Below are 24,861 nucleotides of genomic sequence, written 5' to 3'. Positions count from 1 at the left end.
TTGCGTCGGTTAGCTGACATGAGCTGACAGAATTGTCTTGCGGGAGTCTGTTATGACTAAAAGATTTTTGATGATTGTTCTGATGGCGCTGGGGATGCTGATAGCGGTTGCTGTTCCGGGCATTTCCGAGGCTGCCAGAATCAAGGATATCGCCAATGTTGGCGGTGTCAGATCCAACCAGCTTATCGGTTATGGCCTGGTGGTGGGGCTTAACGGCACTGGTGAAAAGAATAATGCCTTTTCTGAACAGAGCTTTCGAACCATGCTTAATAATTTCGGGATCAAGGTTGATCCCAGTGTGCGGCCCAAGATCAAGGATGTGGCTCCGGTAATTGTCCATGCCGATCTGCCGCCGTTTGCCAAGCCTGGTCAGGTTATAGACGTTACGGTTTCCGCTATCGGTGAAGCAAAGAGTCTCAGGGGCGGTACGCTGCTGCAGACCTTTCTTAAGGGCGTTGACGGCAATATTTATGCTGTAGCTCAGGGATCCCTGGTGGTATCCGGTCTTGGTGTGGAAGGCGCCGATGGATCAAAGGTGGTAGTCAATACCCCGACAGTGGGACGTATTGCCAACGGAGCCACCGTGGAGAGAGAGGTTCCGTCAGCCTTTAATATCGGTGACACCATCAATCTGAATCTGGTGAGATCCGATTTCACCACCGCCAAAAGAGTGGCAGGGATAATTAACAGCAAGTATGGTAACGGTACTGCTACGGCTGTGGACGGAGTTACCATCAGAATTCAGGCTCCCCGGGATTCCAATCAGAGAGTGGAATATCTGTCCCAGATAGAGAATCTGGATGTGGAGCAGGGCAATGAAGCTGCCAAAATCATTGTAAATTCCCGTACCGGCACCATTGTTATCGGCCAGAACGTCAGACTGCGGCCGGTGGCCATAACGCATGGCGGTCTTACGGTTTCTATCAAGGAGAACACTCAGGTGTCGCAGCCGGAGCCCTTCTCCGGCGGAGAGACGGTAGTGGTTCCCAACAGCAATATTTCGGTTACCGAAAAGACTGGCAAAATGTTCAAGCTGGATACCGGCACCACTCTTGATGATCTGGTACGGGCTATAAATCAGGTGGGCATGGCTCCGGGTGATCTGATGAGCGTTCTGGAGGCTTTGGAGCAGGCCGGGGCCATTGAGGGAGAACTGGTGATTATCTGATGTCGCTATGGGGATAACCGGAATCCTTCATCTTCCGGTCTCTTGCCGCTTCGTAAAAAGGAGACCTTGCAGTACTGCAAAGTCTCTTTTTGTTCATTTTTCCGGTTTTTGTCAGGAGGAAAAAAAACAGCGGATGAGTATGCGGTTAGGGCTGATGCGAATCACTGCCGGGATTTTGTTTCTTTTCTCTCTTTGCTTTTCATGCGGATGTCGTTCATTTCCATGGCATCCCGGGCCGGTGTGGCCTTATTAAGAATGTCGTGCAGGTAGTCGATCTGTTCCTGATCCTTGGCCACATGGCGCTGGAAGAAATAAATGGTCAGGGTCAGGTTCTGGAGAGCGCTCAGCACGATGCTGTCGTTATAGCTGGAATCTGCGGTCAGCATAATCAGAAATCCGGTGGGGCTTTTTCCCACATAGGCGTCATAGGTTTCATCGCCATTCCGGCAGGAAAGCCGCTGTCCGTATATATAGTTCTCATTCACCTGCTCCGTACAGTCTCCGGAGGTGACCAGATCCTGAATAAGCAGATCGGCAGTCAGGTTGTTTTTTGGTTCGATAACAATTCCCATGATGTCATGATCCGGACAGCGGTAGGAGGTAAAGACCCCGTCTTTGGTGTAGCTCAGAAGGGTGCAGTTCTCCGGCAGGAGAGCGGGGGCGGTATTCCGTGGCATCTCCTGTTTTTCGGTATCGTCATCTGGGTCCTGGGATGAACTCTCTGCGGAGAGAATTCTGCTGGCGGTTTCATTACCTGGGGCTGTCACCGCCTCCTTTGCTGAGGCTTGAACGGGAACTGTCAGAACGGCCCCGAGGGTCAGGGCTGAGATCAGGTATTTGAGATTGTTCATAGAGTTTCCTCCGGGTGATTGGTCTCTTTAGTGCAGTACTGCCGTAATGCTATCGCCATATTATCCCAGATTCTGACTGTTTAACAAATGAACTTCTGCGCCGGTAGGGGCGGGGCAGCGTTTTTGAGCAGATATCCTGTAATGAAAAGAGTTCTGTAGGTATGGACAAGACGGTTTTGCCGTTCAAGCTCCCTGAGAAGGTCATGAAGTCTCCGGTAGGAGTCCCGGGAAACCGGGGAATTTTCGGGAGCTGATCCGGCCCCGATTTTCCGGATGGAGTCCAGATAGTCCCTGGCCGAAGAGTAACATTCTGTAAAGTCCTGTTCGGAGAGCCGGATATTTCCGGAAATACCGGTGTTTTTAAGGATCTGTTTTATTTCTTCCGGCTCATGGAATCTGATGATACGATTTTGGAGTCCCGCCTTCCGGAGGGCCTCTTCGAGCTCGGTGAGTGTTCCCGAAACCGGAAATGCCAGAGCGATGAAGGATCTGTTCCGGCTTACGCGGCGGATTTCCCGGAAGACCCGATCCATCCGGCACCATTGCAAGGCCAGGGAGGAAAACAGCAGATCGCAGGAGTTATCAGGCAGGGGAATTTCCTCGATATTGCCGGTAACAGCCCGGACTCCGGGGATTCCAAGGCTGGCAGCAATGCCGGTCATTGCCGGGGAAAAATCGATGCCGGTGACCTGGATGGCTTTTTGGCGCAGCCTTTTAAAGTTTACTCCGGGACCGGAACCGAGATCCGCCGCGTGGGAAAACCCATCCGGTATTTCAGCAAGAAGGGCGGCGGCAATTCTTTTCTGAATCAGGGCCCGGGAGTCATAAGCCATAGCGGCTTTGGAAAATCTTTTTTCTATAAGGTTCATGGCGAGATTCCGGTGCTGCTACTGTCTGCACCGCTGTTTCTTATTCTGCTGATAATGCCGGAAAGCTTTTCTGCAAGATAATCTGTATCCTGTTTTTGGTGTGCTGCGGTCAGCGTTATTCTGAGCCGGGCGGTACCCTCAGGCACAGTGGGCGGTCTCATGCCGCCGGCGATAATGCCTTCCCGGCGGAGTTCCTCCGCTACCCGGATCAGGATTCCGGTATTTCCGATAATCACGGGCTGAATGGCGGTTTCCGATTGCGGACAGTATTCTGGCAGGAGTTCCCGCATGGCAGTATGAAAGTTCCGGATGCGCGCTGCAAGCTGTAAGCGGCGATCCTCTCCCTCGTCGCCCTCGATGATATCCAGAGATTTTAGGATCCCGTGAGCCAGAAAAGCCGGAGCCATGGTGGAATAGATATACTCCCGGGAGGTGTTGGTCATAAAACTCAGAAATTCCCGATCCCCGGCAATAAATGCTCCGGAAAGTCCTGCCGCCTTGCTCAGAGTTCCCATATAGATATCGGTGTTTTGAAATCCGCCGCACAGGAGAGCGGCGGTGCCGTGTCCCCGGAAACCGTGCACGCCGAAGCCATGGGCATCATCGAGAATCAGAGGAGCACGGAACTTTTCCCGGAGATCCTGAAGCTTCTTCAGGGGGGCTAGGTCTCCGTCCATGCTGAAGACCCCTTCGGTGCCTATGATTCCCGGGGTGTTCCCGGTGGCGAGACGCTGTTCCAGGTGGCCGGCATCATTGTGCCGGAACCGGAAAATCTTGCGGGTATGAAAGGCCATGTCCTGCATGGAGGCGTGAGACAGACGGTCGAGATAGATTTCAGCGTTCAGGGAAATGAAGGCCTTTATCAGTGCCTGGTTTGCAGCAAATCCGGTGCTGAAAAGCAGTATGTCTTCCTTTCCCGTGATGTCCCGAAGTCTTTCCGAGAGTTCCTGATGGGCCGGAGTCAGTCCGGTTACCAAAGGGCTTGATCCGGTTCCGCCTCCGTACCGGTCAATGCCTTCATGAAGAGCCCTGCGGATTTCCGGGTGATCCGAGAGCCCCAGATAATCATTGGATGCGAAGTTAAGAAAGGTTCTGGCGGAGATGCGGATCTGGCGGCTGCCATGACCCCGAACCGGACCTCTGTCGTATGTCCGGCATTCCCGAAAAAGTCCCCTGATTTTTCTTTCCTGTAGAAGTTTCCCGATGCCGAATACCTGGTTTATAAGGTTCACAGATTTTTCTCCAGACTGTAGCAGCTATGATCGCTGATTATGTCGTGAATACTGTCGCAGATTTTTTGATGATCCTCTTCCGGGGTGCTTTGCGGTCCTGTCAGGGTGGTTTTTACCCCCAGCTTTTTCAGCAGGAGCAGATCCGTGTCCTCCTCCGCATTCGGGGTGGTGAGAAGCCGGCAGCCGTAGAAAACGGAATTGGCCCCGGCCAGAAAAGCCAGTGCCTGGGCTTCGGCACTAAGTGATTTTCGCCCGGCAGACATTCTGACATATGATGCCGGCATGATAATTCTGGCGGTGGCAATCATTCTTACGAACTCCAGAGGATCAACGTCCGGCTGGTGTTCCAGGGGAAGTCCCGGCACCTTTACCAGGATGTTTATGGGAACCGATTCCGGATGAGGATTCAGATTGGCAAGAGTTCTCAGAAAGCTGGCCCGATCATCATTTGATTCTCCCATGCCGATAATGCCGCCGGAACAGATTTTTATGCCGGCCCGGCGGACGATTTCCAGGGTTTTCAGGCGCTCCTCGTAGGTTCTTGTGGTGATGATTTCGCGGTAATACTCCGGGGAGGTGTCCAGATTGTGATTGTAGTAGTCCAGTCCTGCATTTTTAAGTTCCCGGGCCTGGTTTTCTGTAAGCATTCCCAGCGTCATGCAGGTTTCCAGCCCCAGGGATTTTACCATCCTGATAATTTCGACGATATAGGACATATCCCGGTCCCGGGGATCCCGCCAGGCCGCTCCCATGCAGAAGCGGGTAGCTCCGGCATCCCGGGCCTTCTTGGCTTTTTCAAGAACGGTGTTCTTATCCAGAAGTTTTTCGGATCTAAGGCCGGTATGGTTATGAATGCTCTGCGGACAGTATTTGCAGTCCTCGGGGCAGTTTCCGGTTTTTATCGAAAGAAGCGAGCTTATCTGCACAGTCCCCCCGGGAAAATATTCCCGGTGTACCTGATTTGCCCTCATAACCAGTTCCAGAAAAGGCGAGGTCAGAATTTCCTTAACCTCGCGCTGTGTCCAGTTGTGTCTTATTTCATTCATGCTTGATTTACTCCGGGATTGATAATGCGGCTGAATCTTTCTGCCGTAATAGCCCTAGAGCCTGTTAAAAACAGGACTGCCGCTTAGTTCCGGAGAAAAGACGCTGCGAACAAATGACTCTCTTCCTGAAAATTGTTCTTGAGTTTAATCTAGGGGAGTATACTGTCAATGTATTTTGTGTTTTATAGTTTACAGAAGTATATATTATGAACAATAATTTACAGGTTTTTGCCCGGGATCATGTGTGGCATCCCTATGATTCTCTTGAAAACCCGATTCCGGTGCTGGATGTGGTCCGGGCTTCAGGTACTACTCTTTATCTCAGTGACGGAAGAGAGCTGATTGACGGCGTGTCCAGCTGGTGGTCTGCATGCCACGGGCATGGACACCCGCTCATTGTTGCCGAAATGGAACAGCAGCTAGGCATCATGTCTCATGTCATGTTTGCCGGAATCATTCACGAGCCGGCGGCGGAGCTGGCCCGGAATCTTTCCAAAATTACCCCTCCGGGGCTTTCCGATGTTTTTTATGCGGATTCGGGATCCGTGGCCGTGGAGATCGCTCTGAAAATGGCCGTGCAGTATCAGAGTGTCAGGAATCCTTCCCGCAAGAGATTCCTGGCCCTTCAGGGCGGGTATCATGGTGATACCCTGGGGGCCATGGCAGTGACCGATCCCGGAAGCGGGTTTTCCAGTCCCTATGCCGGATATGTTCCGGAGCAGTTCTTTATCTCCAGACCCGGGATAAAATTTGGTGAGAAATGGGATTCCGGCGCGATTCTGGAGCTGCGGGACACTCTGGAAAGATACCAGGACGAAATTGCCGGATTTATTCTGGAACCCGTGATGCAGGGGGCCGGGGGTATGTATTTTTACCATCCGGAATTTCTGAAGGCGGCCAGAAAACTTACCGCAGAATATGACATACTCCTTATCTGCGACGAGATTGCCACCGGCTTTGGGCGCACGGGCGAAATGTTTGCCTGTAGCTTTGCCGGAATTTCACCGGATATTATGACTCTTGGAAAGGGGCTTACCGGGGGGATGATTTCATTGAGCGCTGTCATGACAGGGCAGAAAATCCGAGAAGCCATCGGCTATTCCTCGGCGAGGGTAATGATGCACGGTCCTACGTTTATGGCGAATCCTCTGGCACTAAGCGCAGCTCTGGGAAGTCTCAGGGTATTTGAGAGTTATGACTGGCAGTCCCGGGTGCATCATATAGAGGATCTGCTGCGTCAGGAGCTCTGCAGTCTGGCAGAGTCTCCCCTGGTTCGGGAGGTGCGAGTGCTGGGGGCGGTAGGAGTTGTGGAGATGAAACAGCCGGTGGATACGGTGAGCATGCAGCGGTTTCTGACTTCTGAGGGCGTGTGGCTGCGGCCTTTTGGAAACATCATTTACATTTATCCGCCATTTGTAATTTCTGACGAGAATCTTCTGAAGTGCACCCGCAGTGTCCGGAAGCTGGTTTCCGGAATGGAACGGGGGGAGATTGCCGGGTTCCGGGCGTAGTCAGTGCCCGGATTTACGGAGTATCCTCTATCCGGCATTATGAAACCGGAGGAGACGAGACGGTGTAGCGATTTTATTGCGTTTCTGTCTAAAAAAGGGCGTTTCCTGACAGCACAACATTGCTGTGCAGTCCGGATTCGCTTCCTCAGTTGCAGTGCTTTCCGGCTACAAGATTGGTAACCTCGCGATTATTTATAAGGCCGTGCCACTTCATTTTGTCCAGCATTGAAATCAGATGCCGTGAGCTTTTGTTTTTGCAGGCTTCACGGTACATCTGTTCCAGATAGCCGTCCAGGATTTCAACGGAATGTCGTTTATCCTCTCCGGGGGCCCGGGTGTAAATCACATAGAAATGGACCTCGGAACCGGGGCCTATGGCTGCCCGTTCCATGACAAGATTCGGGGCCAGTCTGCGGGGCAGATTCTTTTCCAGAAGAGGGCGGTAGACCCTGTTCAGAAATTCCTCGTCGTAGAACCCCTGTTTTTCCTGCTTCATCAGAGCCTTGGTGGTGTTATAGCTGTTTTTGCCGTTGTTTTTGCAGAAATCGCTGTTGATGATATGTTCGGAGAGTTTCTGTCCTGACTGGTCGAGGTATACCAGATCCAGATAGCTGTTTTTGTTGATGTATCTGGAAAACTGTCCGGAGATAATGGAGCCCTGGCAGAAAAATCCCGTCAGAAAATCCGGCAGGGCGTTTACAAAATCCTGGGAACTTTCTTTGCGATCCCGGAGACTAAGGTTGTTTTTACGGACGGTTACCTTTATTCCCTTGCCGTCGGAAAGCGGAGAAACCTCGGTCTGGTTCTGCGGGTCAGCAGGAAGAATTTTGACAAGATCCTGCATAAGAGCACTTTGGTCCTCGGCAGGAGAGCATCCTCCGAGCAGCATGGCGGTTATTCCGGCCAGTGTCAGATATTTCAGCATTTTCTGATCCCTCCGTCGTTGATTACGGGAAGCGCGAACCTTCTCTGTCACATCTTATCATACTGCGGATTCCGGTATTTTGACATAGGCTGGGACTTGCGGAAAATCTGATTTCAGGATTTTTCCTGGCTTTATGCGGGGGATTTTCTCTGAAACCAGGCGGCCCCCAGGATAAGGTGCGAGGTTGTGAAAGAAAGAGGCACCGCCCCGGTCCGGGGTGGTGCCTCTCAGGATTATCGGAAACGGCCGTATCCGGAAACCCCTGTTAATTCCTGAGTTTTTCCAGAAGATGCTTCAGAATAGCGTCAGCGGGAATTTTATTCTTGGAGAGATCCTTTCTTTCCTCGTATTCCACGTTGCCTTCGGCGAGAGTTTTTTCTCCTATTATTACCAGATGCGGGATACCGATAAGCTCCATGTCGGCGAACTTGACGCCCGGTCTTTCGTTCCGATCATCAAGAAGAACTTCGACACCGGCCTTTTCCAGTTCCGCATACAGCCTGTCTGCGGTTTCGGTCACCAGAGTGCTCTTGCCGTAATTGAGTGGTACAACAGCAACCTGGAACGGTGCCATGGAGGCCGGCCAGACAATGCCCTTGTCATCATGGTTCTGTTCAATGGCGGCAGCGATTACCCGGGTTACACCGATACCGTAGCATCCCATTTCCATGGGAATGTTCTTGCCGTTTTCGTCCAGAACCGTGGCTCCCATGGCGGCTGAATATTTGGTACCGAGTTCAAATACCTGTCCTACTTCGATGCCGTGCTTCAGGATAACGGTTCCCTTGCCGTCAGGGCTCGGGTCTCCCTCCACGATGTTGCGGAGATCCTGAATTTCGAAATCCGGAATGTCTCTGACCAGATTTGCTCCGGTATAGTGGAATCCGGTTTCGTTTGCGCCGGTGCAGAAATCGGACATTACCGAGGCAGCTCTGTCAATAATGATGCGCCCTCTGAAGCCTACCGGTCCCAGGGAGCCCGGAAGAGCGCCCAAAGCAGTTTTGATCTCCTGCTCGGAGGCGAATGTCAGCGGTGCAGAGATGCCGGAGATCTTTTCAGCCTTGACTTCATTAAGCTCGTGATCCCCCCGGAGTACCAGCATTACCAGGCATTCTCCGCCGTCCTTGTCGGTGCCGTGTACTACCAGAGTTTTGGCTACGGTTCTGATATCTCTGTTCAGGAAGGCGGCTACCTCCTCCACGCTATGGGCATCCGGAGTGGCCACTTTGGTTAGTTCCTGGGACGGAGCCTTTCTTTCCTCGGCCGGCATGGGGGCTTCGGCCATTTCAATATTGGCAGCATAATCCGATTCGTTGGAGAAGACGATAATATCCTCGCCGGCATCGGCAAGCACCTGGAATTCATGAGAATGATTGCCGCCGATGGATCCGGTGTCGGCTTCCACCGGCCTGAAGAACAGTCCCAGTCTGCTGAAAATGCTGGTGTAGGTATCATACATGACCTGATAGGTTTCATGGAGACTGTCCAGAGAAGTATGGAAGGAATAGGCATCCTTCATAACAAATTCTCTGCCGCGCATTACGCCGAAACGGGGGCGCACCTCGTCACGGAACTTGGTCTGAATCTGGTACAGGTTCAGCGGGAGCTGCTTGTAGCTTTTAACTTCGTAGGAGGCCAGCCAGGTAACCACCTCTTCGTGGGTTGGACCGAGAACAAAGCAGTTTTCCTTTCTGTCCTTGAAGCGGCAGAGCTCCGGACCGTACTTTTCCCACCTTCCGGATTCCTGCCAGAGTTCGGCAGGCTGTACCACCGGCATGTTGATTTCCAGGGCTCCGGATTTGTCCATTTCCTCGCGGATGATGTTTTCCACCTTGTTTAAGACACGAAGTCCCGTGGGAAGCCAGACGTAAAGTCCGGAAGCGAGCTGACGGATAAGACCGGCACGCAGCATAAGCTGGTGGCTGGCCACAGAGGCTTCGGCAGGAACCTCTTTCAGAGTTGACAATAGAAATTTACTGGTGCGCATGTTGGGCCTTTAAGTATTTATCCCTGTTTGACAGGTTGAAAAAACTGACCGCTATTTTAGCAAAAACAGTGAGGTTTGGAGAGGTTTGATAAGATAAAGAAGCTGCGGTATTTTTTCTATGCCATCAGGCTTTCATTTCGGAAATGCCATGAAGAAATGCCTCAGAATCCGGGAGCGTCACGTCCGGGGAGGGAAAAGGCTCTGGAGAAGTGTGCAAATTCAAAACTCAGAAAGCCGCATTAATGTTAAAATCATGGCCGGTTCGGTGATGCCGGGACTTGTTTCATGCTTTTCCAGGGGGATTCATGGATTTCAGCATATTTTTCTATACCTTTGCAGGCTTTGTGCTGTTTTTTCTGCTGGCTGCCATCGGGTATATCATTCAGCACAAGATGATTCACGGCTCCTGCGGCGGACTTGCCAATATCGGAGTTGAAAAGGCCTGCTCCTGTGAAAAGCCCTGTTTCAAAAGAGTGGTGGTCACCAAAATCAAAAAGCTTGCCGGCAGAGCCGAGGCGGAATCCGCTGACAATAGCTGAATTCCGGGGCTGGCCGTCCCTGCGATATGCGAGGGCCGGCATCTTTTACGCCTGCCGTATGTTCTTCCCGAACACCTTCGGGAGGTATCTTATTTCATTGGCAATGATTCAGGATTCTTCAATTTGATGAAAAAAATAATATTCGGCTGCTTGGCACTTGCGCTTCTGACCGGTTTTTCCACCGGACTTTCGGGTTGTGACGTGGGGAGTTCCTCGGTATCCCGGAGTGAGCTCAAGATCGGCGGCAAGACCATGGGCACTTTCTACAACATTATCGTTATCGGAGATTATCCCGGAGGGCAGGAGCAGCTTCGCCATGAAGCGGAGGAGGTGCTGGATCGGGTGAACCGGGAGATATCCTTCTTTGATAAAAACAGCGAGCTGTCCAAATTCAACCAGCACAAATCCACCGAGCCGTTCCGGGTGTCTCAGGATGTGGCCGATGTGGTTATTGCGAGCCTCCGGGCCGGGAAGGAGCTGGATGGCGCCGTGGATGTAACTGTAGGACCTCTGGTTAATCTCTGGGGGTTCGGACACGTTAAAACGGAAACATTGCCACCAACACCTGATGACAGTGCCATCAAGGCTGCCAGAAAGCGCATTGGTCTGGACAAGCTGCATGTTTCAGTGGGCTACAGCTTTGCGGAGCTGAAAAAGGACATTCCCAATCTTGAGGTAGATCTTTCAACCGTGGGAGAAGGGTTCGGGGCTGACAAGCTGGCGGAACTTATGGAGCTCCGGGGTATTCAGAACTACATGGTTTCTGTGGCCGGGGCCATACGTACCAAAGGTCTGAACAGCAGAGGCAAGGACTGGGTTATTGCCATCGAGCATCCCACTGCCGAGCAGAATGTGGGACAGCGGCTTGAAGTGCCAGTGTGCACCATGGGCCAGGCTATCTCCACTTCCGGAAGCTATCGGAACTACAAGATTGACGAAAAGACCGGACAGCGTCTCAGTCATATCATAGATCCGGCTACCGGGAAGCCTATAACCCATCATACGGTTTCGGTTTCGGTAGTTGGCGCCACCGCTCTCTGGACGGATGCCATTGACACCGGACTGATGGTTATGGGATCCGAAGCGGCGATCCGGTTTGCCAATGAAAGAAATATGGCTATCTATACCATTGTGAAGGAAGGCAACGAATTCAAGGCTCACTACAGCAGGGCGATGCAGAAATATCTGGTATGCGACTGATGCTGTTCTGAAGATCAGATTTACGGGGGGCTTGGGAAGAAGCCCCTTTTGTTTTTTTGTTTCCGAAACTGTGAATAAGCCGGCGTTATCAGGCGATATCTGACAGTTTCTTTTTCCAGCGGTTATAATCGTGAATTCAGAGAAATTGTTTTTTGCGGCAAAGCCTGCAATGTAATGTGGTTTTGACTGTTTTTTACTGAAAAGACGGACAGAGATTTATATGCATGTTCATATTTTAGGGATCTGCGGCACCTTCATGGGCGGGGTCGCAGTTATTGCAAAGGAGCTGGGGTATCGGGTATCCGGTTCGGACGCCAATGTATATCCTCCGATGAGCACCATGCTCAGAGACAAAGGGATCGAGATTACGGAAGGGTATGATCCGGCTCAGCTGTCCCCGGCTCCGGATCTGATTATTGTCGGGAACGCCATGAAAAGAGGTAATCCCTGTGTGGAATATATGCTTAACGAAGGGCTGCCTTTCGTGTCTGGGCCGGAGTGGCTGGAGCACTACGTGCTGAATACCAGGAAAGTAATCGGAGTTGCCGGAACTCATGGAAAAACTTCCACGTCTGCCATGTGCGCCTGGGTTCTGGAGTGTGCCGGATATAAGCCAGGCTTTCTTATCGGCGGGGTGCCGGGGAATTTTGATACCTCTGCTCGGGTAGGGGATTCTCCTTATTTTGTAATTGAGTCCGACGAATACGACTGTGCCTTCTTTGATAAAAGATCCAAGTTTGTGCATTATCGGCCCTTCGTGCAGATTCTGAATAATCTGGAATATGATCACGCCGATATTTTTGAGGATATCAGGGCGATTCAGAAGCAGTTCCATCATCTGGTGCGTATTATTCCGGGCAAGGGTGAGGTTATTGTGCCCTGTGATTCCCGGACTCTGGATGAGGTTATTGATATGGGATGCTGGTCCAATCTGGTCAGAACCGGAGCTCCCGGTGCCGGTATTTATGCCGAGCTCAAAAAAGATGACGGCAGTGTCTTTGCGGTTTATGAAAAGGACGGCACCAGGATTGGCGAGGTTTCGTGGGAAGGCATTGGTATCCATAATGTCAGGAACGCTCTTATGGCTATTGAGGCCGCCAGATTTATCGGCATTTCCCCGGAAATATCTGTAGCTGCACTGTGTGAATTCAAAATGCCAAAGAGAAGAATGGAATTCAAGGGAGAAAAGAACGGCATTTCGCTTTACGATGACTTTGCTCATCATCCCACGGCCATCAGAACCACTCTGGACGGCCTTAGAAAGAAGGTGGGATCTGAAAAGAAGATTATCGCGGTTTTTGAGCCCCGTTCCAATACCATGAAGCTGGGGGTCAATCATGAGCAGCTTCAGGATGCTCTGGCCATTGCCGATACAATTTATATGTATGCCCCTGACGGCCTGAAATGGAATACGGACGAACTGGCGGACGGCCATAAGTTCAATGTCTGTCATGATTTTGATGCCATGCTTGAGGATATTAAAAGAGAAGCAAAGTCCGGGGATGTGATTCTGGTTATGAGTAATGGCGGCTTCAACGGTATTCAGGGGAAACTTCTGGAGCGGCTTTGAATTAGGGGCTACAGGCAGTCATCGGGACCTGTTCCGTAGACGGGATGAATGATTCTCTTACGGAACAATAAAGCTCTCGGTGACTGTTTCTACAAGGAACTGGAAAGCTATTAACAGCACTTTTTGAAAAAACAAAAGGCAGTCATTGCGGAATGACTGCCTTTTAGCATTTTTTTGTTCCGAATCCCGCTTTTAGGCTTCAAACATTGCGGAAATGGATTCTTCATTGGAAATGCGGCGAATAGCTTCAGCCAGCATCGGAGCCAGAGTCAGCACCTTTACCTTGCCGGTGGCTTTCATTTCCTCGGACAGCGGGATGGAGTCGGTAACGATAACCTCGTCCAGGCTGGATTCGGAGATGTTTCTGAGAGCCGGGCCGGAGAGTACCGGATGGGTGGCATAGGCAAACACTCTCTTTGCGCCTCTGGCCTTCAGGGCATCGGCAGCCTTGCAGAGAGTCCCGCCGGTATCAATCATGTCATCAATGATGATAGCATCGCGATCCTTGACTTCTCCGATAAGATGCATCACTTCGGAGACATTGGGACGGGGACGGCGCTTGTCGATAATGGCGATATCAGTATCGTTAAGAAGCTTGGCAATAGCGCGGGCGCGTACGACACCTCCGATATCCGGAGAAACGATTACCGGATTTTCGAAGCTGTGGTTTTTCATGTCATCCACCAGAATCGGGCTTCCGAAAACATTGTCCACCGGAACATCGAAGAAGCCCTGAATCTGCTCGGCATGCAGATCCACAGTAAGCACGCGGTCAACTCCGACACTGGAAAGCAGGTCGGCAACCACCTTGGCGGTGATGGGCACACGGGCAGAACGAAGTCTTCTGTCCTGGCGGGCATATCCGAAATACGGAACCACGGCAGTGATACGGCCGGCAGAAGCACGTCTCATGGCGTCAATCATCACAATGAGTTCCATGAGGTTGTCGTTAGTGGGGGCGCAGGTGGACTGGATGATGAAAATGTCGCCGCCGCGCACATTTTCATTGATTTGCACATGGATTTCGCCATCGCTGAAACGATCGACGGTTGCATTGCCTAATCTGGTAAACAGTTTTTCGGCAATTTTCTGAGCAAGGTCAGGAGTTCCGTTCCCTGCAAAAATCTTCATATCCGGCACGGTATTAACCTCAGATGATCTTTTAGTGACTGATTTGATTTTTTAGGACTGTTCATTCCGGGCTTTTCAGCTTTTCGAGCAGCTGCCCGAGAGGTGAAAAGTTGCAGGCTTTGGCTACAAAGCCGCAAATACTGTCCGGAAGACTTTTATATGCCTGAACAGCGGTGTTTTCATCAGAAAATTCCGCGAAGCATGAAGCTCCGGTTCCGGTCATTCCTGATGGTGCGTATTTTAACAACCATGATAGTGTGGTTGCAACCTCCGGATAGATCTTTTTTACCAGCTCCTGACAGTCGTTCACCAGGGGAGCGGCCATGATTTCCGAGATGCTCATTTTAGGCGTGCTGCGAGGAAGATCCGGGTGTGTGAATATTTCCTTTGTGGAAATGTGCACATTCTTTGGAGTAGCAACGAGATACCATTTTTCGGGGATGACGACCGGGGTGAGCTTTTCTCCGACGCCTTCAGCAAAGGCACTGCGGCCTCTGACGAATACCGGGACATCTGCTCCCAGCGTTCTTCCGGCCCGGGCCAGATCTTCCTCTGAAAGTCCCAGACTGAAAATATGGTTAAAGGCAAGAAGAGCGGTGGCGGCATCGCTGGAACCGCCGCCAAGGCCGCCGCCCATGGGGATTTTCTTGTCCACCCGGATATCGCCTCCAAGGGAACGTCCGGAAATCCCGCAAAGAAGCTTTATGGCCTTATAGATGATGTTATGCTCCAGGGGGAATCCCATGTCCGGATAAATATTTATCACCCCGTCGCTACGGGGTTCGATGGTGAGGGTGTCTCCCCGGTCAAGGATGGCAAACACCGTCTGAAGTTCATGATAGCCATCTTCGCGCCTGCCGTTGATGCGCAGGGACAGATTAATTTTTGCCGGAGCCGGCCAAACTGTTATATTTCCCACTTGTTTATCCTGATTCTGATTATGAGATCCTGCCCTTTAATCGTAATAAATTCCGGAAGAACGTACTTTCCGGTGGTGCCGTAGCGATCATAGGTTGCAGTGAATTTGTTATGAGTAATTTCCCTGATAGTATGGTTTTCATTCCTGGTGCAGGGGAGATCACCCGGGATTGCCCGGACAATATCCGGCAGCCGGTCTGCGGGGATGCTGAGCCCGGTAAGTCTCTTGATGAGCTCATCCGCAGTTCCGGTGTATTTATTTCCGTCGCTGTCGGTTATAACGGCTCTCCCCGAGGTGTTTTCCAGTCTGAAGACGGTGGATCCGGTAAGCGCCGTCAGTTCCAGGATGTAGGAGTCATCCCTTACAGAAAAGTTAAGGAATGAGGACATTCTGGTATTTTTTTCGATAATAGCGATTTTTCCGGAAGTAGCGAAGGTTTTAATTCCCGAAAGCTCTATATTCTGATTTTCATAAAATTCCAGGGATTGTTCCGGTATGGAGTTGCACCCGGCGGTAAACAGTATGATGCCGGCGAGGGCAGTAATGAATATTCCTGAGTTCATGTGAAATAGTGTCCGTAGGAGAAATGCGGATGCCGCACAGTTTACGGGGTGCGGGTTTCTGAAGAATTCCTCTCTGCGCCTTGGAGTTTTCCGCAGCGGTTGTTTTCCCGCATGAGGAAAACGGGTAAATGGTATCATTATTGATGCCATTGATCAACGCGGCACCTGAATACCCGATACAAAAAAGCCCCGGATAAATCCGGGGCCAGTGTGTCAGTTGTGAGCCTTCAGGCAGATCTCATTAGAGAGAACTGGTGAAGGTACGGGTAATGACGTCGTTCTGCTGCTCTCTGGTGAGGGAGTTGAAACGTACGGCATATCCGGAAACACGGATGGTGAGCATCGGATACTTCTCAGGATTATTCTGAGCGTCGATCAGAGTGTCTCTGTTCAGAACATTGACATTCAGATGCTGACCGCCTTCGTGATCCGGAGAATGGTGGAAGTAACCGTCCAGAAGACCGATAAGGTTCTTGTTCTGGGTATCCTTGTCATTGCCGAGTGCTGCCGGAACAATGGAGAAGGTATAGGAAATACCGTCCTTTGCGTAATCAAACGGAAGCTTGGCTACAGAAGACAGAGAAGCTACGGCACCCTTTACATCACGGCCGTGCATCGGGTTGGCACCAGGGCCGAACGGCTTGTGAGCTTCACGTCCGCAAGGAGTATCTCCGGTGTTCTTGCCATATACTACGTTGGAGGTAATGGTAAGAATTGACTGGGTAGGAAGAGCGTTTCTGTAAGTTACGCGTTCCTTGATCTTTTTCATGAAGCGCTCAACGAGGTCGCAGGCAATGGAGTCTACGCGTTCGTCATTGTTGCCGAACTTCGGGAAGTCTCCCTGGATGTCGAACTTGGTGGCAACGCCGTCTTCATCGCGAATAGGCTTAACCTTGGCGTACTTGATGGCTGACAGGGAGTCGGCGGCAACGGAAAGGCCGGCAACGCCACAGGCCATAGTACGGAATACGTCGCGGTCATGGAGTGCCATCTGGACAGCTTCATAGGCATACTTGTCATGCATGTAGTGAATGACATTAAGAGCTGTTACATACTGGGTAGCCAGCCAGTCCATGAACTTGTCAACGCGCTGCATTACGTCGTCGAATTCCAGGTATTCGCCGGAAGGAATATCGGTCTTGGGGCCTACCTGCATGTGCTTGCCATCTTTGACAATGAGCTCGTCCTTACCGCCGTTGATGGAGTACAGGAGAGTCTTGGCCAGGTTGGCACGGGCGCCGAAGAACTGCATTCTCTTGCCGATAACCATCGGGGACACACAGCAGGCAATGGCATAGTCATCGCTGTTGAAATCCGGACGCATGAGGTCATCATTTTCATACTGAATGGAAGAGGTGTCGATAGAAACCTTGGTGGTGAATTTCTTCCAGGCATCAGGGAGCTTCTCGGACCAGAGAATGGTCATGTTAGGCTCCGGAGAGGTGCCCATGTTGTAAAGGGTCTGGAGGTAACGGAAGCAGGTCTTGGTTACCAGAGTTCTGCCGTCAAGGCCCATGCCGCCGAGGGATTCGGTAGCCCAGATAGGATCTCCGGAGAACAGAGAATCATATTCCGGTGTACGGAGGAAACGCACCATGCGGAGCTTCATGATCATGTGATCAACCAGCTCCTGAGCCTGCTTCTCGGTCAGTACGCCGTTTTTGATGTCACGCTCAATGTAGATGTCGTGGAAGGTGGCGGTACGGCCGTAGGACATTGCGGCACCGTTCTGAGACTTCACAGCGGCCAGATAGCCGAAATAGGTGGCCTGCATGGCTTCCTTGGCAGTTTTGGCAGGGGCGGAGATATCGCAGCCGTAGGAGGCAGCCATCTGCTTCAGTTCACCCAGAGCCTTCCACTGTTCCTTAATTTCCTCGCGGGAGCGGATGGTGTCTTCAAGCTCTCTCTCATCCTTAGGATTTTCGAGCTGAGCCTGGTAGGAATCGAACTGTCTGGCCTTGTCTGCCATGAGAGCGTCAATGCCGTAGAGGGCAACACGGCGATAGTCGCCGATGATGCGGCCGCGGCCGTAGGCATCAGGAAGCCCGGTTAATACCTTGCTCTTGCGGCAGTCTCTGATTCCCTTGGTGTAAACGTCAAACACGCCCTGGTTGTGGGTCTTTCTGTATTCAGTGAAAATCTTCTCTACGTCCTTATTGAAAGGCTTGCCGTAGGTTTCGCATGAAGTCTGGATCATGCGAATGCCGCCGAAAGGCATGATGGCTCTCTTGAGAGGAGCATCGGTCTGGAGTCCTACAATCTGCTCAAGATCCTTGTTAATGTAACCGGGCTTGTGGGAAGTAATGGTAGAAGGAGTGTCAGGATCAAAATCAAGAGGAGCATGAGTCTTGTTTTCGACCTTGATACCTTCCATTACCTGATTCCACAGGGTGGTTGTAGCTTCGGTAGGACCTTCAAGGAAGGAATCATCCCCTTCATAAGGAGTGTAATTCTTCTGAATGAAATCACGGGTATCGATAGAATCCTGCCAGGCACCTGCTGCAAATCCGGCCCATGCCTGCTTCTGAAGCTCATTGAGTTCTGCCATTTTTTACCTCTGTTGGTTTAGGTAGATAAAACGCCTGATGCCTTTGTGAGGCCGGCGCGACATTTGTTACTGCTGTTACCGCGCGACTCCGTCGTTACCGTTTTCGGTATGCGGTGGTCGTGATTCGCATTCCGGTAGATTCCTAATGTTCTGAATTGTCCCGGAACTGACCAGCCGAAGCTGATGTATTGATTGGTTTCACTATGATACAGTGTTTACAGTCTTTTAACAATTCAGTGCTAAAACTGCAGTCGCCGCATTGGAAACTTCATGTTTTATATTATATCCGGCACAATTTGTAAAAATTGTGAACTACATCACATAAAATACAGTTTTTTAATGAAAGTTTTTTACAATTTATATCAAAATAGCGGTTTATTTTACTGATGATAGAAAACTTTCTATCAAAAAGACGCTGTTTTTTATCGTATAAAATGTGGATACCGTCACCTTTTTGATATTTTTCGCCCGTTTTCTTCAGTTTTCGGGAATTTTTGGGGCAAAAATCACCGGAATGCTGAAAAATCAGGCCTTTTATCCTGTTTTGACATTGTGAATTCCCCGGGTTTCGCAATTTCAGTTTTTGCGGGGATTATGAAATTTTGATACCTTGAAACTTCCAAATTTCATTTTGTGAAGCGGGAAGCCAGGAACAGGACAAATCTGTCAGATATGCCGTGATAAAAAATTTTGCATAATAATGCGGATACTGATGGCATAATGCACAGTATTTTCCGGAATACAGAATCATTCCTCTTTTCAGGATCCGGATTCTCTGAACGTACTCCGGCCTCTGGCCTCCCCTGCGCCATATGACAATCGGTGCTTTAATATGAAGATAAGCAAACAGAAAATTATGTTCTATGCCGGGTATATTGCTGCGGCATTGGTAGGTTTTGTTCTTTACTATATTTTCCGTACCATGGTGCTTCCCGCAATTTCGGGAAATCTTGCGGATGAGCTGGCGGCCATCAGAGATCAGCTTCCGGCCCGGAGTGCGGACGGTTTTATATCGGTGGAAGCCCTGACATTTGACGAGAGCTATCAGGTGGTTTTCGATATTGTGGCGGATCCCCGGGGACTTAAGCCGGAAGATCCTGCAGATAACGGCAAAACCCCGGAGGAGCTTTTTAATGCCATGAAAATGGATAACAGTCTTTGCAGCAACGCTGCCGTAAAGAAGATTTTCAGAGCTGGGGGCACCATAACGGTGAACCTGGCACTGGCCGGAACAGACAGAAAACGACAGTTCCGTCTTTCCTGCGAAAAATGATGGCCGGATATGCACTCTTTGGGGTCGTTCTGAGAATATTTTTTGCTGTTTTTAATGGTAGATTCCCCGGAACAGGGCAGGAAAGGTTGCCAGGGTTTCTGAATTGCACCATTTCGGGTGTTTTTTGCCGGCATGGCACAAAAACATCACAGACCATGACGAGATCCGCTATAATTCCATCAGAGATTTTCGTCACAGTTTTTTCAGCCTTCCGGAAAAGTAGTATCCGTAGCCGGTGTTGAAAAGCTGTTAGTTTTTCATTTTTGTGGATATTGCTATTATGAAGAAAGTTGGTTTTGTCGGCTGGCGTGGCATGGTGGGTTCCGTTCTTATGAACCGCATGGAAGAGGAAGGCGATTTCGCAGGTATTGATCCTGTATTTTTCAGCACCTCCCAGGCTGGTCAGCAGGCTCCGTCATTCGGCGGAAAGGACGCTGGTGTTCTTTTGGACGCAAACGATCTTGAAGCCCTCAAGGCCATGGACATCATTGTTACCTGCCAGGGCGGTGCCTATACCAAGGATATCTATCCGAAGCTTCAGGCTGCCGGCTGGAGCGGTTACTGGGTTGATGCGGCGTCTACCCTGAGAATGGAAGATAATGCCATCATCATCCTCGATCCCGTTAACAGAAGCGTTATTGATGATGCCCTTAACCGCGGACTTAAAACATTTATTGGCGGTAACTGCACTGTAAGCCTGATGCTGATGGGACTGGGCGGTCTGTTCAAGAACGACTGCGTGGAATGGATTCAGTCCTCAACCTATCAGGCTGCCTCCGGCGCCGGTGCCAAGAACATGCGCGAGCTTCTTTCCCAGATGGGAGTGCTCCATGATGCGGTAGCCGATAAGCTGAAGGATCCTGCTTCTGCAATTCTTGAAATCGAAAAGACTGTCAGAGACGTGATGCGTGCTCCGGAATTCCCGACAAAGGAATTTCTGGTTCCGCTGGCCGGTTCCGTTATTCCGTGGATTGATGTACAGCTTCCTAACGGTCAGAGCCGTGAGGAATGGAAGGGCATGGCTGAGACCAATAAGATCCTGGGGCTGGCTCCGGCTACCATTCCGGTTGACGGCAACTGCGTGAGAATCAGTGCGCTTCGCTGCCACAGCCAGTCCTTCCTTATCAAGCTGAAGAAGGATATCACCGTTAAGGATGCTGAAGAAATGATTGCCGCTCACAATCAGTGGGCTCGGGTGGTTCCCAATGATAAGGAAGTAACCATTAAGGAACTTTCTCCGGCTGCTGTTACCGGAACCCTTAATGTTCCTGTGGGGCGTATCCGTACCACCAATTTCGGCAAGGGCTTCCTGTCAGCATTCTCTGTAGGCGATCAGCTCCTTTGGGGTGCTGCTGAACCGCTGCGTCGCATGCTTAAGTTCATTGCCTGATTTCTGCTGAAATCTTCCCGCAAGGGAAGAAAGACGAGACGATGAGAAAGGATCCGGAGTTCATGCTCCGGATTTTTTTATTTTCCGGTGGCTTTTTTCTGAAGTGTGAAAAAATCCTTTCGCAGCTGCTGGGCACGTTCCGCCTGAACATCTGAAAGACGAATGCCGTCCAGAAGATCCAGATCCGAGGAACATTCCATAACAAGACTGCGGGCCTTTTTTTTGGCATCCGGAATACCTTTTTTTAGCTGAAATTCCGTCATGTCTATCAGTACCTGGATTTTGTTCAGGAGGGCATTGGAGTTTCCCGGTACCTTGCGAATGGCTTCCTTAAAGAGACTCAGAGCCTCCTCCAGATTGCCTTCGGTATATTTGCTGATCCCCTGAGAGTTCAGCTCCTGGTATTTGGTGCGGCGTTCGGTCTCTTCCGTATTGTTCTGAGCGATGCAGGAACCGAGAATGAGCCCGGAAATGTCATTTGCCTCCGGTCTATTCATAGTTTTTGCGACCTGATCCGCTACCTCGTACTCTCCCAGGGATATGAGACCGGAATATACCCCCATTTTGATGCTTCCCGAGATCTCCTTGGTATCGTCATTGATTTGTGTCAGCACCTGATAGAGTTTCTTTTTGCCCTTGTTTATTTCTCCGCGGATCAGGGCTACCCGGGCATCGCATACCGTCTTAAAGGCCTCCGGGGAGAACATCTGTTTGTTTGTACGATCGAGATAGCGGCTGATAATGTTTCCCATAACCTTTTCCATGGTGGAAATGTGGAAGGGATCTCGGGACTTTTCTACAAACATGAATTCGCATTCCACGAAGCTTTCCAGGAGATTATCCACATCGTCCGGAGAATTCTTCTTGATATTCAGCAGGGAGGTTACTCCGTCCCTGGCAGTCATGTAATCGCCGGCAGAGAGAGCGGTGGTGACCTGAACTGAAAGCAGCTTTTCCGACAGGGGAGACAATTCCACGGCGTGCCTGATGTTCTGAATGGCCTCGCTGTGCATGCCCATGGAAACATAGTTTTTGGTGACATATTCAATGGCATCCGTCATAAGCGGACGGCGGGTCAGAACATCCTTGATGATTTCCACGGATTCCTCGTGCCGTTTCATCTTGTAGAGAATTTTTCCCATGGCGAATTTCAGATAGTCTGAGTTTGACGCAATCATCCCTTCTTGAATTACTGCCTGGGCCAGATTCATCTGATCTGTCTTTACGTAGAAATCAGCCAGAAGACAGCGGCAGTAGACATCATAGGGGGTACCATCGGAAATGGCCTTTTCCAGGGCCTTTACAGCCCCGCAGATATCATCATTATGCATGCATTTGTAAACATCCTGCAGGGCGATTTTCTTGGTGATGGCCTTTTTTATTCTTTCAGCAAACTGCTGCTGGGAAAACGGTTTTATTATGTAATCGTCCGGTTCGTGCTCCACTGCGCAGAGAACCTTGGAACGGGAAGGGTCTCCCGTGATGATGAACATAAGTGACATGCAGGGGGCCAGATGTTCCGTACGGAGTTTTTTCACCAGCTCCAGTCCGGAGATGCCGCTATTGAAGGAATAATCAAACAGATAAATGTCAAATTTGCTGTGGGAGCAGATTTTAAGGGCATCGTCTCCGTTCAGTGCCACAGTAATGCTGGAAAAGCCGAGAGACTGCAAAATAGTTCTCATGAGAGAGGCAAAGGTGTGCTGATCATCAGCTATGATAACCCTGAAATCATTGTATTTCAGAGCTGCAAACGTCTGTTCCTGCTGCTCTTCATCTTTGACATCTGTATTTGAGGCGTTGGAGGCGTTCATTTATTCCCCGGAGCTTTTTATTAAAACTGTTCTGACGGCTGCTATCAGTGTTGCCGGCCCCGGTTTCGGGACTCTCGGGAAGCGGAAATACCGGACTCTCCGCTAAAAGCCGGAATATAGCAAACTTCTGGAGTCTGAACTGCATAATGCTGTTTATTCAGCAATATGCACAGCATAGTTTATGTCATTATCCGCTAAACTCAACGATATAAGGAAAAATTAACGGACTCTGTCATGTTTGCCTGTACCCGTACTTCTTTCCGTTATCGGGATACACCTGCCGTGAAAGGGATCCGGTCTGGCAATAATAAGGTCTGAAAATAATGTCAGACCACCGCTTTTATTTCCCGGAAATTTTTTTCTGGATTATGGAGAAATCCTCCCGCAAAAGTTGAACCCTTTCGGAAAGCACGTCCGATAGCGGGATTCCGTCAAGAAGCGATAAATCCGAGGAGCATTCCTGTACCAGCCCCTGTGCCATTTTTTTTGCATTTGCCAGACTGTCTTTCAGCTGAATTTCCGCCATGTCTATTAGTACCTGGATTTTGTTCAGGATGGCGTTGGAATTTCCAGGTACTTTGCGAATAGCCTCCTTGAAAAGGTTCAGGGCTTCGTCAAGCTTGCCGTCCTTGTATTTTCCGATTCCCTGGGAGTTGAGCTCCTGGTATTTGCTTTTGCGATCTGACTGTTCCGAATTTTTCTGGGCTATGCAGACATTGAGAATATTGGTGTAAATGTCCTCGGAACTGTTCCGGGAGTCATCCGTGTTTATCTGCTGGGAGATATGTTCGGCCATTTCATATTCCCCCAGGGCCATGAAACCGAGATACATTCCCTTTCTGATGCTGTCGGAGGGGTTTTCCGATTTATTCAGAAGTTCCAGGGCCTGGTAGATTTTCTTTTTGCTTTTCCGGATATCGCCGCGGATCAGTGCCACCCGGGAATCGCAGACGGTTTTGAAGGTTTCTACCGGAAATGTCTGTCTGTTCGTGAAGTTAAGATAGCGTCCTACCATGTTTCCCATGACTTTTTCCATATTTGAAATATGGAAGGGATCGCGCGACTGTTCCACAAACAGGAATTCGCATTCCACATAGCTTTCCAAAAGATTATTCATGTCGTCCGGAGAGTTCCTTTTGATGTTCAGAAGGGAGGCTACACCATCCCTGGCGGTCATAAAATCTCCGGCGTTAAGGGCTGTGGTTACCTGGGTGTTCAGAAGCTTTTCCGATAAAGGAGAAAGCTCCACCGCGTGTTTTATGTTCTGAATGGCCAGATCATTCTGTCCCATGGAAACGTAGTTTCTGGTGACATACTCAATGGCATCCGTCATCAGGGGCTGGCGGGTCAGCACGTCTTTGATGATGTTGATCGATTCTTCGTAAAGACTCATTCTGTATAGGATTTTACCCATGGCAAACTTGAGATAGTCCGAATCTGAATATGCCATGCCGTCCTGAACTACCGTTTGAGCCAGATCCAGCTGACCGTCTTGCCCATAGAGCTCGGCCAGAAGACAGCGGCAGTAGATATCATAGGGGGTTTCATTGTTCAGGGCCTTTTCCAGTGCCTGAATGGCTCCTGCTCTGTCATCATGATGGAGACAGGTGTAGACCTCCCGGAGGGCGATCTTTTTGGTCATGGCGTTTTTCAGCCGTCTGGCAAACTGCTTCTGAGAAAAGGGCTTTATAACATAATCGTCAGGCTCATGTTCTATGGCGCACAGAACCTTAGACCGGGAAGAGTCTCCGGTGACAATGAACATCAGGGACATGCAGGGAGCCAGGTGTTCCCGGCGCAGCTTTTTTACCAGATCCAGTCCGGAAATCCCGCTAGTGAAGTTGTAGTCAAAGAGATAGATGTCGTATTTGCTGCTGGTGCATCTTTTCAGGGCATCATCCCCGTTCACCGCCAGTGTTATGCGGGTGAACCCCATGGATTGCAGCAGTGTCTTCAGGATGGAGGCGAAATGATGCTGTTCGTCTGCGATGATTACCCGCAGATTACTGTACTTCTGGGAGGAAAAGGATTCTTCCTGCTGTTCCTCTTCATTATTTTTGGCATCTGTATTGTTTTTGGCGTTCATTATTTTGTCCGGAGAAGTTTTATGAAAAGCGTTAAGGATTGCAGGTCCTGTTTCACTTCACAATTCTGATTCCTGGTACAAATGGAATTACTGAAAGAGAGAGCTGTAAAGACAATAGCCCGGTCTCAGTGTATGCCAATGACGGAGAATTTCAATAGCGTTAAACGAATTTAACAGCCTTTGTCATAAAATTTTATCCGGAAGCCCGGGATGTCATGAAAATGCTGCAGGCACCGAAA

At 50.2% G+C, this 24,861-nt stretch carries 19 protein-coding genes; 7 read left to right on the top strand and 12 right to left on the bottom strand.

Annotated features, from left to right (window positions below):
• Positions 1 to 70: 70 nt before the first annotated feature.
• A complete protein-coding gene (locus F557_RS0100315; RefSeq protein WP_026297642.1) occupies positions 71 to 1,168 on the top strand; it encodes a flagellar basal body P-ring protein FlgI in 1,098 nt (365 codons plus the stop codon).
• Between the two features lie 161 nt (positions 1,169 to 1,329).
• Here the strand turns inward: F557_RS0100315 and F557_RS0100305 are convergent, their stop codons facing one another.
• The 4 genes from F557_RS0100305 to bioB form a co-directional block, all read right to left on the bottom strand.
• Positions 1,330 to 2,019: a hypothetical protein gene (locus F557_RS0100305; RefSeq protein ID WP_019000275.1), complete on the bottom strand. Its 690-nt coding sequence runs from the start codon at positions 2,017 to 2,019 to the stop codon at positions 1,330 to 1,332.
• Positions 2,020 to 2,099: 80 nt separating this feature from the next.
• The gene (locus F557_RS20825) at positions 2,100 to 2,888 is read right to left on the bottom strand and encodes a methyltransferase domain-containing protein (protein ID WP_019000274.1); all 789 of its coding nucleotides are present in this window, start codon (positions 2,886 to 2,888) and stop codon (positions 2,100 to 2,102) included.
• Positions 2,885 to 4,120, bottom strand: a complete 1,236-nt coding sequence (locus F557_RS18230) for an aminotransferase class I/II-fold pyridoxal phosphate-dependent enzyme (protein ID WP_019000273.1) — start codon at positions 4,118 to 4,120, stop codon at positions 2,885 to 2,887. Before F557_RS18230 ends, F557_RS20825 begins: the two co-directional genes overlap by 4 nt.
• A complete protein-coding gene (gene bioB / locus F557_RS0100290; RefSeq protein ID WP_019000272.1) occupies positions 4,117 to 5,166 on the bottom strand; it encodes a biotin synthase BioB in 1,050 nt (349 codons plus the stop codon). The genes F557_RS18230 and bioB overlap by 4 nt, the downstream gene beginning before the upstream one ends.
• Positions 5,167 to 5,372: 206 nt before the next feature.
• On the opposite strand from bioB, the gene bioA reads away from it, so the two are divergent.
• Positions 5,373 to 6,677 (top strand): adenosylmethionine--8-amino-7-oxononanoate transaminase, encoded by a 1,305-nt coding sequence (bioA, locus tag F557_RS0100285; RefSeq protein ID WP_019000271.1) that lies wholly within the window; start codon positions 5,373 to 5,375, stop codon positions 6,675 to 6,677.
• 145 nt (positions 6,678 to 6,822) lie between these two features.
• Here the strand turns inward: bioA and F557_RS0100280 are convergent, their stop codons facing one another.
• Positions 6,823 to 7,602, bottom strand: a complete 780-nt coding sequence (locus tag F557_RS0100280) for a hypothetical protein (RefSeq protein ID WP_019000270.1) — start codon at positions 7,600 to 7,602, stop codon at positions 6,823 to 6,825.
• Between the two features lie 265 nt (positions 7,603 to 7,867).
• Positions 7,868 to 9,589: a proline--tRNA ligase gene (locus F557_RS0100270; protein ID WP_019000268.1), complete on the bottom strand. Its 1,722-nt coding sequence runs from the start codon at positions 9,587 to 9,589 to the stop codon at positions 7,868 to 7,870.
• A 305-nt stretch (positions 9,590 to 9,894) separates the two neighbouring features.
• Here F557_RS0100270 and nqrM point away from each other — a divergent pair, with 305 nt between their 5' ends.
• The 3 genes from nqrM (at position 9,895) to mpl (ending at position 12,898) form a co-directional block, all read left to right on the top strand.
• Positions 9,895 to 10,128: a (Na+)-NQR maturation NqrM gene (gene nqrM, locus F557_RS0100260; protein ID WP_019000266.1), complete on the top strand. Its 234-nt coding sequence runs from the start codon at positions 9,895 to 9,897 to the stop codon at positions 10,126 to 10,128.
• A 126-nt stretch (positions 10,129 to 10,254) separates the two neighbouring features.
• On the top strand, positions 10,255 to 11,328 hold the full coding sequence (locus tag F557_RS0100255; protein WP_019000265.1) for an FAD:protein FMN transferase ApbE: 1,074 nt from the start codon (positions 10,255 to 10,257) through the stop codon (positions 11,326 to 11,328).
• A 220-nt stretch (positions 11,329 to 11,548) separates the two neighbouring features.
• On the top strand, positions 11,549 to 12,898 hold the full coding sequence (gene mpl, locus F557_RS0100250) for a UDP-N-acetylmuramate:L-alanyl-gamma-D-glutamyl-meso-diaminopimelate ligase (protein ID WP_019000264.1): 1,350 nt from the start codon (positions 11,549 to 11,551) through the stop codon (positions 12,896 to 12,898).
• 192 nt (positions 12,899 to 13,090) lie between these two features.
• Here mpl and F557_RS0100245 read toward each other — a convergent pair whose 3' ends face one another.
• From F557_RS0100245 to pflB, 4 genes are all read right to left on the bottom strand, one after another.
• Positions 13,091 to 14,038 (bottom strand): ribose-phosphate pyrophosphokinase, encoded by a 948-nt coding sequence (locus F557_RS0100245; protein WP_026297640.1) that lies wholly within the window; start codon positions 14,036 to 14,038, stop codon positions 13,091 to 13,093.
• Between the two features lie 52 nt (positions 14,039 to 14,090).
• Positions 14,091 to 14,948 carry a 4-(cytidine 5'-diphospho)-2-C-methyl-D-erythritol kinase gene (ispE, locus tag F557_RS0100240; protein WP_019000262.1) on the bottom strand — a complete coding sequence of 286 codons (858 nt, stop codon included), beginning with the start codon at positions 14,946 to 14,948 and terminating at the stop codon, positions 14,091 to 14,093.
• Positions 14,936 to 15,511, bottom strand: coding sequence for a lipoprotein insertase outer membrane protein LolB (gene lolB / locus F557_RS0100235; RefSeq protein WP_019000261.1), 576 nt, complete (start codon positions 15,509 to 15,511; stop codon positions 14,936 to 14,938). The genes ispE and lolB overlap by 13 nt, the downstream gene beginning before the upstream one ends.
• A gap of 241 nt (positions 15,512 to 15,752) precedes the next feature.
• Positions 15,753 to 18,059 (bottom strand): formate C-acetyltransferase, encoded by a 2,307-nt coding sequence (gene pflB / locus F557_RS0100230; protein ID WP_019000260.1) that lies wholly within the window; start codon positions 18,057 to 18,059, stop codon positions 15,753 to 15,755.
• Between the two features lie 832 nt (positions 18,060 to 18,891).
• Between pflB and F557_RS0100220 the strand changes: the two genes are divergently transcribed.
• Together F557_RS0100220 and asd are read left to right on the top strand one after the other, a co-directional pair.
• A complete protein-coding gene (locus F557_RS0100220; RefSeq protein ID WP_019000258.1) occupies positions 18,892 to 19,332 on the top strand; it encodes a hypothetical protein in 441 nt (146 codons plus the stop codon).
• Positions 19,333 to 19,612: 280 nt separating this feature from the next.
• On the top strand, positions 19,613 to 20,722 hold the full coding sequence (gene asd / locus F557_RS0100210; protein WP_026297639.1) for an aspartate-semialdehyde dehydrogenase: 1,110 nt from the start codon (positions 19,613 to 19,615) through the stop codon (positions 20,720 to 20,722).
• A gap of 77 nt (positions 20,723 to 20,799) precedes the next feature.
• Here asd and F557_RS0100205 read toward each other — a convergent pair whose 3' ends face one another.
• Positions 20,800 to 22,536: a response regulator gene (locus F557_RS0100205; protein ID WP_019000255.1), complete on the bottom strand. Its 1,737-nt coding sequence runs from the start codon at positions 22,534 to 22,536 to the stop codon at positions 20,800 to 20,802.
• Positions 22,537 to 22,876: 340 nt separating this feature from the next.
• Entirely contained in the window at positions 22,877 to 24,622 is a 1,746-nt protein-coding gene (locus F557_RS0100200; RefSeq protein WP_019000254.1) for a response regulator, read from the bottom strand.
• Positions 24,623 to 24,861: the final 239 nt, after the last annotated feature.

The sequence above is a fragment of the Succinimonas amylolytica DSM 2873 genome, from assembly GCF_000378405.1.
Classification (GTDB): Bacteria; Pseudomonadota; Gammaproteobacteria; order Enterobacterales; family Succinivibrionaceae; genus Succinimonas; species Succinimonas amylolytica.
This window is presented reverse-complemented; position numbering and strand designations above follow the sequence as displayed.

Excerpts from the sequence above, each read along its gene's own strand:
- F557_RS0100315 (WP_026297642.1), top strand. The coding sequence starts at position 71 with ATGATTGTTCTGATGGCGCTGGGGATGCTGATAGCGGTTGCTGTTCCG.
- F557_RS0100305 (WP_019000275.1), bottom strand. The coding sequence starts at position 2,019 with ATGAACAATCTCAAATACCTGATCTCAGCCCTGACCCTCGGGGCCGTT.
- F557_RS20825 (WP_019000274.1), bottom strand. The coding sequence starts at position 2,888 with ATGAACCTTATAGAAAAAAGATTTTCCAAAGCCGCTATGGCTTATGAC.
- bioB (WP_019000272.1), bottom strand. The coding sequence starts at position 5,166 with ATGAATGAAATAAGACACAACTGGACACAGCGCGAGGTTAAGGAAATT.
- bioA (WP_019000271.1), top strand. The coding sequence starts at position 5,373 with ATGAACAATAATTTACAGGTTTTTGCCCGGGATCATGTGTGGCATCCC.
- F557_RS0100280 (WP_019000270.1), bottom strand. The coding sequence starts at position 7,602 with ATGCTGAAATATCTGACACTGGCCGGAATAACCGCCATGCTGCTCGGA.
- F557_RS0100270 (WP_019000268.1), bottom strand. The coding sequence starts at position 9,589 with ATGCGCACCAGTAAATTTCTATTGTCAACTCTGAAAGAGGTTCCTGCC.
- nqrM (WP_019000266.1), top strand. The coding sequence starts at position 9,895 with ATGGATTTCAGCATATTTTTCTATACCTTTGCAGGCTTTGTGCTGTTT.
- F557_RS0100255 (WP_019000265.1), top strand. The coding sequence starts at position 10,255 with ATGAAAAAAATAATATTCGGCTGCTTGGCACTTGCGCTTCTGACCGGT.
- mpl (WP_019000264.1), top strand. The coding sequence starts at position 11,549 with ATGCATGTTCATATTTTAGGGATCTGCGGCACCTTCATGGGCGGGGTC.
- lolB (WP_019000261.1), bottom strand. The coding sequence starts at position 15,511 with ATGAACTCAGGAATATTCATTACTGCCCTCGCCGGCATCATACTGTTT.
- pflB (WP_019000260.1), bottom strand. The coding sequence starts at position 18,059 with ATGGCAGAACTCAATGAGCTTCAGAAGCAGGCATGGGCCGGATTTGCA.
- F557_RS0100220 (WP_019000258.1), top strand. The coding sequence starts at position 18,892 with ATGAAGATAAGCAAACAGAAAATTATGTTCTATGCCGGGTATATTGCT.
- asd (WP_026297639.1), top strand. The coding sequence starts at position 19,613 with ATGAAGAAAGTTGGTTTTGTCGGCTGGCGTGGCATGGTGGGTTCCGTT.
- F557_RS0100205 (WP_019000255.1), bottom strand. The coding sequence starts at position 22,536 with ATGAACGCCTCCAACGCCTCAAATACAGATGTCAAAGATGAAGAGCAG.
- F557_RS0100200 (WP_019000254.1), bottom strand. The coding sequence starts at position 24,622 with ATGAACGCCAAAAACAATACAGATGCCAAAAATAATGAAGAGGAACAG.